We start from the raw sequence: 13348 nt of genomic DNA, 5'->3' as shown, positions 1-13348 counted from the left end.
GCGGCAAAACGCACCGCGGTGGCGGGTTTTACTGATTCGCGCCATAGCATCCGGATGGCGACGCGTCCCTGCGTTGACGGTAGACTGGGCGATGCATTTCCATTCATCCGCGGCTGCCGATCCGGCAGCCGCCTTCATTCGGAGCGTCATCATGCGAACCAGTGCCCGCAACCATTTCGCTGGCCAGGTCGGCGCCGTCAAGCCCGGTGCCGTCAACGACGAAATCACGCTGCACACGCAGGACGGCCTCGACATCGTCGCCGTGATCACCCACGGCAGCGCGGCTTCGCTGGGCCTCGCGGCGGGCACGAAGGCGTTCGCGCTCGTCAAGGCATCGTCGGTCATCGTGATGGTCGACGTCGACAGCAGCAAGGTATCGGCGCGCAACTGCGTCGCGGGCACCGTCGCGACGGTCACGAAGGGCGCGGTCAATTCGGAAGTCGTGATCAAGACCGCGGGCGGCGCCGAGATCGTCGCGATCGTCACCAATGACAGCGTCGATCGCCTCGGCCTCGCGAGCGGCTCGGCCGCATCCGCGATCTTCAAGGCATCGAGCGTGATCGTCGGCGTCGAGTGAGCGCGTGACGGTCGCGACGGAGCACCGCCCAGTGCCGCGCGTTCGCGCGGCCCGGCTGCCATCCGGCGGCACGCGATGACAGCCGCGCTCGATCCCGCGCGGGAAAGCGCGCTGCACGCGCTCCGATCGGCGGCCGCGCATGCCGACACGCCCGACGCACGGCTGTTCGGCGCGCTCATCGCGGCTCGCGCGTGCCGCAACGAACTCTCGCTGCTGGGGCTGTCCCCCGACCAGTTCGCCGGCTTGCTCGCCCGGCAGTTTCCGCATCTGGCGCCCGTCGCTGCACTGATGCCAATGGTCACGTTGGCAGTGTTACCAGCCAACCATTCTGCGTTCGTCGCGACGCTGCGCTCGCGGCTGATGGACGACGCGAATCCCGACGTCGCCCGCGACGATGCCGACTGCCTCGCGTCGATCATCGCGCATGCGTGCCTGCGCCCCGACCATCTCTGGCGCGATCTCGGGCTCGACGGGCGCGATGCGGTATCCGCGATGCTCGATCGTTATTTCCCCGCGCTGGCCGCGCGCAACGTCACCCACCTGCGCTGGAAGAAATTCCTCGCACTGGAAGTGGCGGCCTCACTCGGCGCGCCGCCGGGCCCCGCACCGGGGTGCCCGGGCTGCGAAGATTTCGGTTTCTGCTTTCCTCACGCGCGATAGCCATCGCGTCGACCAGCCTGTCCACTTGCGTCATCGACGTCATGGACCAGTGCGCGACACGCATCCCATAAACGGTCACCTGGCGGCGCATGTTGTCCGCCGTCCATGACCGCGGTCAATGTCGATGCCGGTGATGAATGTCCGGAAAGTGCGCGTGACTGTGCGTGATCGGCAAATGCACGTGCGAATGCGAGTGCGGCTCGTTGCCGTCGTACGCAAAATCGTGCGTGTGCTGGTGATGTTCGTCGTGCCGGTGCCGGTGCGCATGCTCGAGCCGCTCGTGCTCGTGCATGTGCTCATGCCGCTCGCGCACGTGCAGCCAGATACCGAATGCCATCAATGCGGCGGCGACCCAGAACGTTGCCGGCGGCAGCGCAGGCCAGATCAGCAGCGACAGCACGACGCCGAACAGCGGCGCGATCGAGAAATACGCACCGGTCCGCGCGCTGCCGAGATGGCGCAGCGCGACGACGAACAACACCAGGCTGATCCCGTAGCCGCCGAGCCCCGTCAGCATCGCAGCAGCCGTGACCGGTACGGCAGGCAGCGGCGCGCCGGTCGCCAGCGCAATGCCGATGTTCACGGGCCCCGCGATCAGCCCCTTGACGCACGCGATGACCATCGCGTCGTTCGCGGCGACCTTGCGGGTCAGGTTGTTGTCGATCGCCCAGCACAGGCAGGCGCCGACGATCAGCAACGCACCGACCGGCACGCCGGCCCGACCCGGCACCCACGACAGCAGCGTGCCGCCGGCGACGATCGCGACCATGCCGAGAAACACCTGCGTATCCACGTTCTCGCGAAACACGACCCATGCGATGACGGCCGTCAGTACGCCTTCGAGATTGAGCAGCAGCGCACTGGTCGCCGCCGGCGTGCTCGACAGCCCGAGCATCAGCAACGCCGGGCCGGCCACACCGCCCGCCACGATCGCACCGGCCAGCCACGGCAGGTCGGCGCGCTGCAGCGGCGCGGCATCCGCGGCCGGTGCGCGGCGGTTGTGCAGCCTGCGCAGCAGGATCCCGATGCCGAGCCCGACCCCGCTGCCAAGATAGAACAGGCCGGCGACCATGAACGGCGACATCGCGCCGATCAGCGCCTTGGCGAGCGGTGTTGCCGCGCCGAACAGCGCGGCGGCCGTGAGCGCGACCAGAATCGCGGAATGTCTCGGGTTCATGATCCGGTTTGAATGGACGTTGAAAATCGGTGGACGCGACTCCGGATCGCTTGGGCGCGGGTTTCCCGCACCTTTCGAAATGCAAGCTGCGTCGTGCAATCAGGAGCCTGTCGGGATTATCGTGCGTCGCCCTGTCGCGATGCGCCCGACCAGATCGCTCACGTCCCGGCCGGCGATTCCGATATTACTATTTCAGGAAACCGAATTATCAAGCGACGACGCCGATAAATTAAGGTATGCAAATCGTTTTCCTGGAAATGGAAAAGCATGCAGTCCCGATTGACGAGCGTGCCTCGTCCGGTTGCATTGCCTGGTTGACGCGGGATAGGTAGGTGCTGGCCGGCAAGCGCCGGGGGAGGCAGTCCTGACCTGCCTCCGTCGAGGCAGGTCAGTCCGTCGTGTCATGCGCCGCGTGCGACATGCATGCGGGTACGCGCCGTGCGGCGGACGGCGGTGGCGTTACTCGTTGCCGGCCACTTGCTGCTCGACCTGCGGCGTAGCGTCGGTCTGAACTTCTGCTGCATCCGCCGCCTGCGGTGCAGTCGCGGCCTCGGCCTGCTGCTCGGCCTTCGGCGGCTGCTGTGCGCCCTTGGCCGCTTGCGCGGCGCCCTTGCCGGGACGGCGCGACTTCAGCCGGCGTGCCCGTGCCGCGTCGTCATGCGTGACGCGCCCTGCTTCGTTACCCTGCAGGTCGACGCGCACCGCGTCTTCGACGAGGCACGACCAATAACGGTTGCCGCGGCACCACGTCGACATGGCTTCGCGCAGCTCGGCCTCGGTGAGGCCGACGGCCTGAGCTTCGCGCGCCAGGTCGTCCCAGATGCCGACCTTGAGCGGCACTTTGGGGGCCGGATTCTTCGGGAACGCGCTCGGAAACTTCCGCTGCAGTTTGCCGATCGCGACGATGACCGGATCGACCGGTGCCGACGGCTTGGCCGAAGCGGGCTTCGCGCGATGCGGTGTCTTCGCACCGGCCCCGGCCTTGGCGCCAGCGCCCGGTTTGGCACCGCGAGACGGCCGGTCGCCCGACTTCGGCTTTGCGCCGGTGTCCGCCGGTGCTGCCGGCCGCTTCGCGTTGCGCTCCTGCTTGGCCTTCGCTGCGAGCTGCGCCCGCAATTCGGCAAGTTGTTCAAAACCCATAAATTCAATCCACCAGGAATATAAGGTGTGGTTCGTGCGGCCATGCCGCGCGGCTCGAAAGCTCGCCGCCGTGCGGGCGGCCCGTCTGCCGCCGATGCGGGACACTATGGGGCCGCATCGCGCACGCCACGCTGTTTCAGGCACCCGGCCACGATGCCGGACAAGGCAGGGGTGGAAGTATACCGGTACGCGCGGTGGCCGGTTGACTCGCCGGTCTGCATTTGCCCGCCCCCGGAGGCCGGAAAGGCGTCCGCGCGGTCATGTTGCGCATTATATGGATACGCTCCCGGATGTCACGCCATTCGGGGACGTCACGGAAATCGGGCCGAAACCCGGCCCGGCTTCGGCAGCGGCCCGCCTCTCCCGTGCGGCATTCCGCGTGACGCGCGTCCTGCCAACGTCACGCGACAGGCCGTCCGACAGCCCACGGCCGCACCGGACGCCCCCTCGATTCGTTGCGTTCGCATCGATCTCGTCGTGTACGAAGATGCCGGAAAATGCGTAGTATGGCCGGATTGACGTCGTCGGCAGCGCATCTCGGTCCGTTTCGCTGCACGCCCGATCAACCGGCGATGTTCTCCTTTGCCTGCGAAAAGAACCGGTTGTACGAAACGGAGCGGATACATGGTTCCCCGACACGACATCGCGCACGACGGCATCACGCGCGAGGAAATTCACCATCGGCACATCGACATGCGCGGCTATCGGCGCAGCGACGGCCTGTTCGAAGTGACGGCCTGCCTCGCGGACCGCAAGACCAGCGATTTCACGCCACCGGGCGGTACGCGAACGGTCGCGGCGCTGTCGCCGATCCACGACCTCGGCGTGACGCTCGTCTTCGACGCCGACATGGTCGTTCGCGCGGTATCCACGTTCATTCGCGCGCATCCCTATGCGCAGTGTCCGGGCGGCGGCGACTCGCTGCAGGCGCTCGTCGGCCTGAGCATCGGCGCCGGCTGGAACAGCGAGGTTCGCAAGCGCCTGCCGTCCTGCGACACGTGCACGCACTTGAAGGAATTGCTCGGCCCGATCGCCACCACCGCCTATCAGACGATGGTCGGCATGCGGCGCTCGTCGCTGGACTACCGCGACAGCGAAGGAAAGCCGCTCAAGATCGACAGCTGCCACGCGTACAGCGCCTCGCGCGATCTCGTGAAACGTCTTTGGCCCGAATACCATCGGCCTTCGTCAACGGCAAAAGACGGCTAGGGTTTCGGTATTCGACCGGTTGTGCGTCCGCACGACCCGCGCCGCAAATCGCCACAACCACAACGCCGTCAAAAGACGCCCAGTGCGAGTCCCGCGGCAAGACCCGCACCCAGTTCCGCGCAGCGTGCGAGATCGTCGCCGTCGATCGTCTTCGCCGCGAGGATGCGCTCCGTTGTCTGCGCGTGGGTACAGACGATCAGCCCGGGCGCCACGTTCTTCAGCCGCCATCCGGTCGCGATCCGGTCGATCTGGCGCAACGCGTTCTGTCCGTCGCTTCCCGCGCAGATCATTGCCGCATACGGACGGCCGTTCACGCGATCGAGCGCCGCGTAGTAGCAGCGGTCGAAGAAGTCCTTCATCAGCCCGGACATCGCCGCGAGATTCTCCGGCGTCGCGAACAGGTATGCGTCGGCGGCCAGCACGTCATCCGCGCTCGTCGCATCCGCGCGCTGCAGCCTGACGTCGATGCCGGGTTGCTCGCGCGCCGCGCCGGCAGCCGCTTCGGCCATCTGTTGCGTGCCCCCGGTCATCGTGTGATAGACGATCAACAGCGTCTTCATGGGTAGTTGCTCGCGTTCGGCTTCAGGTGCGCCGGCTTCGCTGTGCGCAGGGCATCCCGACGCACGGTCAGTCCGGTGTGGCGCGCACATCGCCGTCATCCGGCCGCGTGTAGTACGCGAGAAACATGTCGGCCGCGGACTCCGCGACTTTCCGTTGCTCCTGCGCCGTGAGCGGCGGCTGACCCATCGTGATCTGCGGCCAGAACGCAAATGCCTTCACGACGCCATGCAACTGGTGCGCGGCGAACACCGGATCGGTGACCGACAGGCGGCCGGCCGCCGCGGCCGCACGCACCCAGACCGTCACGTCTTCCTCGCGCTCGCCGAGACGCTCGACCATGTCGCGCGCGCGATCCGGCGAATGGATCGCCGCGCCGATCGCCACGCGCGCGAGTGCGAGAAACGCTTCATCGTTCAGCAAGCGCAACTTGCGGTCCAGCAACGCGAGCAGTTGCTCGCGCAGCGGCACGTCGGCGCGATAGGTCGGCGAGCCGCCGGTCTGCGTCGCTTCCCACAGCTTGTGCAGGATCGCCGCGAACAGCGTTTCCTTGCCCGGGAAGTGGTTGTAGACCGTGCGCTTCGAGACGTCCGCCCGCGCAGCGATACGATCCATGCTGGTCGCGTCGTAGCCTGCCGCGAGAAATTCCTCGATCGCCGCATCGACGATGGCCGCGCGCTTTCGATCGGTCAGGCGCAAGGGGGGAGTGCTGGTTTCCATACGAAAATTTTACACCGGGCAGTTTACTTATCCAAAAAATAAACTACACTGTTTAGTGTACTTTATTCTCCGGACGCCCCGACATGGCATCGCCTCTCGTTCTGATTCACCGTATTCTGGGTTTCGCCGCCGCCCGGCGCGGCCGCGCGCTGTCCGGCGGGTCGCCGCAGCACAACGGCGAGCGTTTCACCAATGTCGCGCCGCGTCCTGTCGAAGGATTCAGCAAGACACTCGGGATCGCGTGGAACATGCTGGTCAACAAGCCGCGCAACACCGTACCCACCGGCCCCGTGCCCGTCGATACGCTGACTCGCGCGACGCTCGATGCCGCCCCCGATCGCAGCCTGTACCGGCTCGGCCATTCGACGCTGCTGCTCAAGCTGCGCGGCGAATTCTGGCTGACCGATCCCGTATTCGCCGAGCGTGCGTCGCCGTTCCGACGCATCGGCCCCAAGCGCTTTCATGCCCCGCCGATCGCGCTTGACGATCTCCCGCCGCTGCGCGGTGTGATCCTCTCGCATGATCACTACGATCACCTCGACCGCGATACGGTGCTGGCGCTTGCCGCAACCACCGATGTGTTCGTGACCACGCTGGGCGTCGGCGACCGCCTGATCGAATGGGGCATCGACGCAAGGAAAGTTCGTCAGCTCGACTGGTGGCAGAGTGTCGACGTGGCCGGCCTGACGTTGACGGCGACACCCGCGCAGCACTTTTCCGGGCGCAGCCTGTTCGACGGCAACAGCACGCTGTGGGCGTCGTGGGTCATCGTCGACGACGACCTGCGCATGTTCTTCAGCGGCGACACCGGTTACTTCGACGGGTTCCGGACGATCGGCGAGCGCCTCGGACCGTTCGACGTGACGCTGATCGAAACAGGCGCCTATGATGCGCAATGGCCGTACGTGCACATGCAGCCGGAAGAAACCGTGCAGGCGCATATCGATTTGCGCGGACGCTGGCTGGTCCCGATCCATAACGGCACGTTCGATCTTGCAATGCATCGCTGGCAGGAACCGTTCGAGCGGGTCACGGCGCTGGCGCTCGTGCGTGGCATCGAGTTGTCGACGCCCAGGATCGGTGAGCGCCTCGATCTCGACGCACCGCATCGCGGCGAGCGGTGGTGGCGCACGGTCGACGAGCATGCGACGGCGCCGGCAACGAAATCACGCCGCTGGCAACTTTGCGCGTCGCAGGCGACGAAGTAGCCGCTCCACCGATCGTTGCGCTTTCCGGCAATGCGGCCATGCCGCGATTCCGATGGCGCATGCGTTGCCGGAGCATCTGCATATCGGCGGCCTGCCCGCCCCCGATTACCTGAATAGAGAAGTCATGCATCCGGCACCCGTCCAATATACCCCCGGCCAACGAGACGACGACGTCGCCGTCGCTGCATTCGACGGTGCAGATCAACGACCAGCCGGCCGCAGCCCCATGTGCGCTCTGCGGCAAACGCTCGCGGCACGTGTCGCGAAGTGGACCGAAGGCGCCGACCACGTCACCACGCCCATTCCGAACCTGAGCTTCCACCGCCGGGAAGCGCCGACTCAGCCGATGGACTGCATGGTCGAGCCGAGCTTCGGTCTTGTCGTTCAGGGCACGAAGCGGGTCATTCAGAGCGGCGACGCCTACATCTACGACGCCAACCGCTTTCTGATCACGTCGCTCGATTTGCCTGGTTCGACCCAGGTCATCGAGGCCAGCCACGAGAAGCCGTTTCTCGGAATCGGTCTCAAGCTCGATTTCCGTGTCCTGACGGAATTGATGATGCAGGTCGCACCAGATCGCGACGAAGCCCCCGTGGGCCGCGGCCTCGTCGTCGGCGACATGACCGAATCGCTGTACGATGCACTGAACCGTTTGCTGGCGTTACTGGACGACCCGAACGCCATTCCCGTTCTCGCCCCGTATGTCGAGCGGGAAATCTACTATCGCCTGCTGACGAGCGACCAGGGCGTTCGTCTGCGTCAGATCGCGTCTGCCGGCAGCCAGGGCAACCGCGTGTCACGTGCGATCCGGTGGTTGCGTGCCCACTATGACGAGTCGCTGCGAGTCGACGATCTCGCAGCGCAAGTCCAGATGAGCAGTTCGACGTTCCATCACCACTTCCGCCAGCTCACGGGCATGAGTCCGCTGCAGTACCAGAAATGGATTCGGCTCAACGAGGCACGTCGGCTGATGCTGTCCGAGCGTCTCGACGCTGCATCGGCATCGTTCAGGGTCGGGTATGCGAGCCCGACCCAGTTCAATCGGGAATACAGCCGGTTGTTCGGCAATTCACCACGGCGAGATATCGATAACCTGCGCGGCGGGATGGATGTCGTTCTGTCGATCGCAGCAAGTTATTGATCGCGGGCAATGATGGGGAGAGAGGCGGGTGCTCCGTTTTGGCCGAATCCGCAGAACACCAGTATCGGCTTCACCCGTATTTGATTGAGCCGGTTGAATCGGGGGAGCGCGACAGAATGCGCGCGTCGTGCCCACTCAGGATCAAATTGCTCAACATCTGTCCGCGCAACTCCCCTGGCTGTCTTGCGCGTGACAACGATCGCGCTCGCGGGAGCGCGCATCCTGCACCCATAGCCGGACCCGTGGCGGACTCGCGGTCACTCACCCCTTCCTGAAGGTATCTGGGCTTCCCCTCCCAACAACCGCGGTGCCTGTTTCAGCATTCTGGTCCTTGGGCGCATATGCCCATCTATCGACTTCTCTCGAGGCGCCACGCATCACCAAATCGTGCGACTGACATGACGCGTTGTCACGTGACAACTCGCGTTGAATATCAGCACTGCGCGTCGGGCCAGAGTGTCGACATGATCTCAAGCTGACCACGACTAGCAACGAATCCGCCGCCCGCAGGCCTGGGTCACTCAAAAGCATTTCATTAACCACAAATTACGTATCAAAAGATACATGTTGTGTCGATCATCTGCGTATCGATGGCAACGGCAGACGGAAACGCCATACGCCCCCATTTCCACGAGCCATTTCGCTCATTTTGCGTGAAACAACATGAAGAATGTGGCGCAAGCCATTGCCAGACAAGGATTTCCAAGAATACCCCATTTCTCGAAAATGTTTCACGACACGATCCGCCTGCGTTGTCACGCGCCGTTTGGCGCGTGAATTCTCACCTATTCAGCCGGTTTCTCGGTGTCGCGGTCGCAGATGCGCGCCGGGATGCATCGATGGCAACATCGGCGTTCGACGAGACCACACCCCTCCCCTGCCGACTGGCGGACGAAATGAAACCACGGAGAGTCCCCAAATAAATGGGGACACATCACTGACATTCGATACACCTGCAACGGATCCATTATTCCAGGCAGTCCCAAGGACTCATGCAAGGGCAAGTGCGCGCTTGAGCAGGGAGTCAGCAGCGGTTCGTTCAGAGCGATAAGCCGCTCTCCATAACTCGCCATCCTCAGGCGCTTGCTCACGGTGATACCTGAGCGGCTTCTCTCGATCAATCCATCAAGAGGCCACGTCAGGAGTTTTGGTTGTCACGTGACAACTCACCAGCGTACCGTGCAGCGAGCCACATCGAGCGGTTAACCACCGCCTGTGAAAATCCGCCGTGATAGACAACGCCTAAGTATCTCGATGCTGTTCGCTTCACTGCTCCAGGAAGATGCCGCGAAGGCACTCCAGGCGCATCTCAACAACTCGTTTGTCACGTGACAACTCGCCTCATCAGATAGTCGAGCAAGGTCAAGAGCCGAATATCGGATACAGAAATGGAATAGTCGAGGGTCGACACCAGGGCCTGGTCAGAAACCTCCTGGCGATGTACCGCGATGCCCGGGACCGATTTCCAGCGACTTGTCACGTGACAACTGGATGCTTCTTCGATGTCCAAGATCCTAACCAATCGAAATCGCTACGAGTAAAGCGAGAGATGGAGATCTGTCGCGGCAGCCGGTTTTCACGCTGCGTCTTATCGTCGACATGAAGCCGAGCAAATCTTTTACTGGCTCTAATGATCGCATCGGTGACGCGATCGAAAGTTATATTTTTACTGGAACATTTTTGTTGATAGCAAATAGACCATTTGGCCTACTTGTCACGTGACAACCACATAGACCGTCAAGATATGCATTGCATCGAATGCTTTTCTGGACATTTTGCCAATAACTACATATATTACGCAAAACTCCTTGGAGGAATTTAATGGCTTTCAAGATCGCCGTCAGTAATCAAAAAGGTGGGACTGGGAAGACAACCATCTCCGTCAACATCGCGGCCGCGTTCGAGGCCGGCGGCAACAAAGTCGCGTTGATCGATGCCGACCCTCAAGGCACATCTGTCCGCTGGGTCACGAGTGGCGAGAACACCCTGCCGATGACGGTCCTTTCGCTGGCGCCCGCCGGCCGCGGCATTGGTGGCGAGATCAAGAAGCAGGACGCGAACTTCGACGTGATCGTCGTCGACTGTCCCGGCAACCTCGAAGATCCGCGCATCGCATCCGTCCTTGAAGTCGCCGACTTTTGCCTGGTGCCGCTGTCGCCGTCGCCGGCCGACCTGTACAGCACCGTCGCGATGATCCGTATGATCGAATCGATGCGCGCCGTTCGAAACCCTAATCTTTCTTCCGCATTAATGCTGAATAGCGTCAATGGAAAAACTAAAATGCGTGAAGAAATTTTAAAAATTCTAAGGGCTGAAGAAATAGGGGAGCATCTGCTCGACAGCCAGATCGCGCAACGCGAGGTCTATCGTCAGACATTCGCGCTCGGCACCACGATCCACCACCACAATCGATACCTGAAGGGCCTGAAAGAGGCCCGCGCGGAAATCGAAAAGCTGGTCACGGAAATGGCCCAATACATCGCGTCGACGCGCGCTACCGGAGCCGCCCATGGCTAAGGACACTTCGAAAGACAAGAAACCCACCGGCAACCTGCACCTCGCTGCCGGCCTGTTGCGCGGACTCGCGCAGGAAAATGCGGCCCTCGAAACGCGGCTGCCCGAACCCGCGGCCGTTGCAAATGTTGCCGCCGAGGCGACGCCTGCTGGCACGCCCCCCGCAGTCACGCCCGCCGGGACGCCGGATCTTGGCGCACCTCAGAAGGTGCTGGTCAAGGACTGCATCCCGAATCCGTTCAACCCGCGCGTGTTCTACTCGGAGTCGAGCCTGCACGAACTCGCGCTGACGTTGAAACGGGAAGGGCAGATCGAGCCGATCAAGGTCACGCGGCTTCCCGAGTTTCCCGGCAAGCTCGTCGTGATCGACGGGCAACGCCGGCTGCGGGCGACGAGCATCAACGGCGACGAGACCATCAACGCCACGTTCCGCACGGACCACACGCCCGAGCAGCTCTATACGATCGCGTATCGCGCGAACCACGACCACGAACGCCAGACGATCTTCGACGACGCGGTTGCGTGGAAGCGCCTCCTCGACGAAAAGGTCTTTTCCGACCAGAACACGCTGGCGGAAAAGATCGGCAAGGACAAGGCATCGATCAGCAAGACGCTGTCGCTCAACGCACTGCCCAACACCCTGCTGGAGCGGATGGCCGGCGCGAACGACGTGGTCGGCCTGCAGGCGGCGTACTTTCTGAAGCTGATTTTCGAACGCCTGGGCGAACCGACGGCCGACCGGCTGCTGACGGCCGTGATCGACCGGAAAAAATCGGTCCGCGATCTCGAGAATTTCCTGCGTGCGCAGAGCGACGGCAACAAGAAAACGGGCCGCACGCGCTACAGCGTCCGTCACGACTTCGCGCTCGAATCGCGCGCGATCGGCCAGTTGAAGACCTACCCGGATGGCCGTCTCGATCTGCAGCTCAAGGGCGTCGACGCGTCCCATCAGGAGGCGCTTGCCGACCAGCTCAAGATCGTCATCGATGCTTACGTCGCCGAGCTGGCGACGGCCGCGCAAAAGTAACTAACGCGCCCAAAGCAGAAGGCCTCGCATCCGCGTTGCACCGCGAAGCCGGACGACCGCAAAGTCCGGCGCGCGATGCAGCTCGGCTGCGAGGCCTGGATCAGTTGCCTGCGAGACTGCTTTTGAGCAGGAATTCCAGCAGGTCGTCCGAGGTCGGTTCGCCCCAGGTATCCAGTGCCAGCCATCGGAAGAAGCTGGTCTGCGCGAGCTTGCTCGCCTTCTTCTTCGGCGACAGCGTCAGGTCCTTCGAGCCCACTACCGTCTCGTTGTAGCGTTCGAGCAGCTTGGTCTGGTCATCGATCTCCAGTTCGCGGAAATACGCGCCGGCTTCCTCGACCTTCGCCGCCAGATACTTGTCGCGAATCTGCTCCTGCTTGCTCTGCGCGGATTCCTTCGCCGGTGCGACCGCCTCGGTTCCCTGCCCGTCAGCCAGCGTATAGCCGTGCGTCAGCGCCTTGCGGAAATACGCGGCCACGTTGTCGACCGGCGCCGCATTCTTCTTCGTTGTCCGATTGAGCGTATAGGCGATCGCCGCCTTGATGCGCTGCACGCCGTATTGCGTGATCAGCCGGCGCGCTTCCGAACGCGGAATGCCGAACTTGGCGACTTCCTCGACCAGCGCTTCGTTCTTGACGTCGCCGTCTTCCACCGTATCGGCGCTCTGCTTGCGCGTCACCTTGAACTGCACGGCTTCCACGCTGCGGCCGGACTTGTGTTCGATCAGCTCGAGCGTGTGATCCGATACTTCGTTCACCTCCTGAATGCACGGCACCAGGACCTTGCTCTTGAACAGCTTGTATTCCTTGTACGACTGCGACGCCTTGTCCTGGCCGAGAATGAGGTCACGGAATTTCGGCAGCGGGATCTTTGCGGTGATGCCGATCCCTTCGTAGCGCACCGTGTTTTCCCACAGGGCGAGCGAGTGCGACCGCCGGAATTCGCGAGCGATCCGCATATCGATCAGCGCGTAGATTTCGGGGTTCAGCAGTTCGCTGCGAATCTGGTCCGAGAAACTGTACTTCAGCACCGATTGCTCGAGCTCCGCGCCGGCGAGCAGGCCCGACGCTTTCCAGACCGTCGAACGGTCCGCGGCCAGGTAGTCCCAGTTGACGACGGTACTGATCAGCGAGTTGACCGTGTCCTTCACGTACTTCGTGTTGTTGCTGTTCAGCCCGCTCTCGTGCGAAAGCGACGCGATCGAGATCGAGAAGCTGGTCCGGCCAGGCTCGAACGCCTCCTGCCGAAGTGCGTTCTTGATCAGCGAGCTGAACATCTTGCGCTGCTGCAGCCCGATCTTTCCGGACTTGGGCGCGATATGGATCGCCTGGACCGCCTTGCGCAGCAAGTCGGGAGGCTCGGGTGTCTGAAACAGTGAAACCTGTTTGTCTGAGCCTTTGCTTGCGGGCTTGCGCGGCAT

Annotated in this window: 12 protein-coding genes; 7 read left to right on the top strand and 5 right to left on the bottom strand. The window is 63.2% G+C overall.

Translation table 11 applies throughout. From position 1 onward, the window contains the following. Positions 1-151 precede the first annotated feature (151 nt). Positions 152-577, top strand: a complete 426-nt coding sequence (locus AC1VVG_RS30580) for a TOBE domain-containing protein (protein ID WP_049033629.1) — start codon at positions 152-154, stop codon at positions 575-577. A gap of 75 nt (positions 578-652) precedes the next feature. Beyond that, positions 653-1237, top strand: coding sequence for a nitrogen fixation protein NifQ (locus tag AC1VVG_RS30575; protein ID WP_482837278.1), 585 nt, complete (start codon positions 653-655; stop codon positions 1235-1237). Between the two features lie 115 nt (positions 1238-1352). On the opposite strand, the gene AC1VVG_RS30570 is transcribed toward AC1VVG_RS30575, so the two are convergent. Further along, positions 1353-2414 (bottom strand): DMT family transporter, encoded by a 1062-nt coding sequence (locus AC1VVG_RS30570; protein WP_034191728.1) that lies wholly within the window; start codon positions 2412-2414, stop codon positions 1353-1355. Positions 2415-2873: 459 nt separating this feature from the next. Further along, entirely contained in the window at positions 2874-3554 is a 681-nt protein-coding gene (locus tag AC1VVG_RS30565; protein WP_226229351.1) for a ProQ/FinO family protein, read from the bottom strand. Positions 3555-4178: 624 nt separating this feature from the next. On the opposite strand from AC1VVG_RS30565, the gene AC1VVG_RS30560 reads away from it, so the two are divergent. Beyond that, positions 4179-4763 (top strand): DUF2889 domain-containing protein, encoded by a 585-nt coding sequence (locus AC1VVG_RS30560; RefSeq protein WP_482837276.1) that lies wholly within the window; start codon positions 4179-4181, stop codon positions 4761-4763. 68 nt (positions 4764-4831) lie between these two features. Here the strand turns inward: AC1VVG_RS30560 and AC1VVG_RS30555 are convergent, their stop codons facing one another. Beyond that, positions 4832-5323 (bottom strand): flavodoxin family protein, encoded by a 492-nt coding sequence (locus tag AC1VVG_RS30555; protein ID WP_034191725.1) that lies wholly within the window; start codon positions 5321-5323, stop codon positions 4832-4834. 67 nt (positions 5324-5390) lie between these two features. Next, complete coding sequence (locus AC1VVG_RS30550) at positions 5391-6041, bottom strand: TetR/AcrR family transcriptional regulator (RefSeq protein WP_482837274.1); 651 nt, start codon at positions 6039-6041, stop codon at positions 5391-5393. 83 nt (positions 6042-6124) lie between these two features. Here AC1VVG_RS30550 and AC1VVG_RS30545 point away from each other — a divergent pair, with 83 nt between their 5' ends. The 4 genes from AC1VVG_RS30545 (at position 6125) to AC1VVG_RS30530 (ending at position 11931) form a co-directional block, all read left to right on the top strand. After that, entirely contained in the window at positions 6125-7249 is a 1125-nt protein-coding gene (locus AC1VVG_RS30545) for an MBL fold metallo-hydrolase (RefSeq protein WP_059561920.1), read from the top strand. A gap of 124 nt (positions 7250-7373) precedes the next feature. After that, positions 7374-8390, top strand: coding sequence for an AraC family transcriptional regulator (locus AC1VVG_RS30540; RefSeq protein WP_034191740.1), 1017 nt, complete (start codon positions 7374-7376; stop codon positions 8388-8390). A 1821-nt stretch (positions 8391-10211) separates the two neighbouring features. Continuing rightward, positions 10212-10907 carry a ParA family protein gene (locus AC1VVG_RS30535; RefSeq protein WP_031398033.1) on the top strand — a complete coding sequence of 232 codons (696 nt, stop codon included), beginning with the start codon at positions 10212-10214 and terminating at the stop codon, positions 10905-10907. Then, entirely contained in the window at positions 10900-11931 is a 1032-nt protein-coding gene (locus tag AC1VVG_RS30530) for a ParB/RepB/Spo0J family partition protein (protein ID WP_034191721.1), read from the top strand. The genes AC1VVG_RS30535 and AC1VVG_RS30530 overlap by 8 nt, the downstream gene beginning before the upstream one ends. Positions 11932-12031: 100 nt before the next feature. Here AC1VVG_RS30530 and AC1VVG_RS30525 read toward each other — a convergent pair whose 3' ends face one another. Beyond that, complete coding sequence (locus tag AC1VVG_RS30525; RefSeq protein ID WP_034191720.1) at positions 12032-13348, bottom strand: replication initiation protein; 1317 nt, start codon at positions 13346-13348, stop codon at positions 12032-12034.

Source organism: Burkholderia sp. L-4, assembly GCF_056856535.1.
The sequence above is the reverse complement of the archived record's forward strand: the minus strand, read 5'-3'. Positions and strand labels throughout refer to the sequence as shown.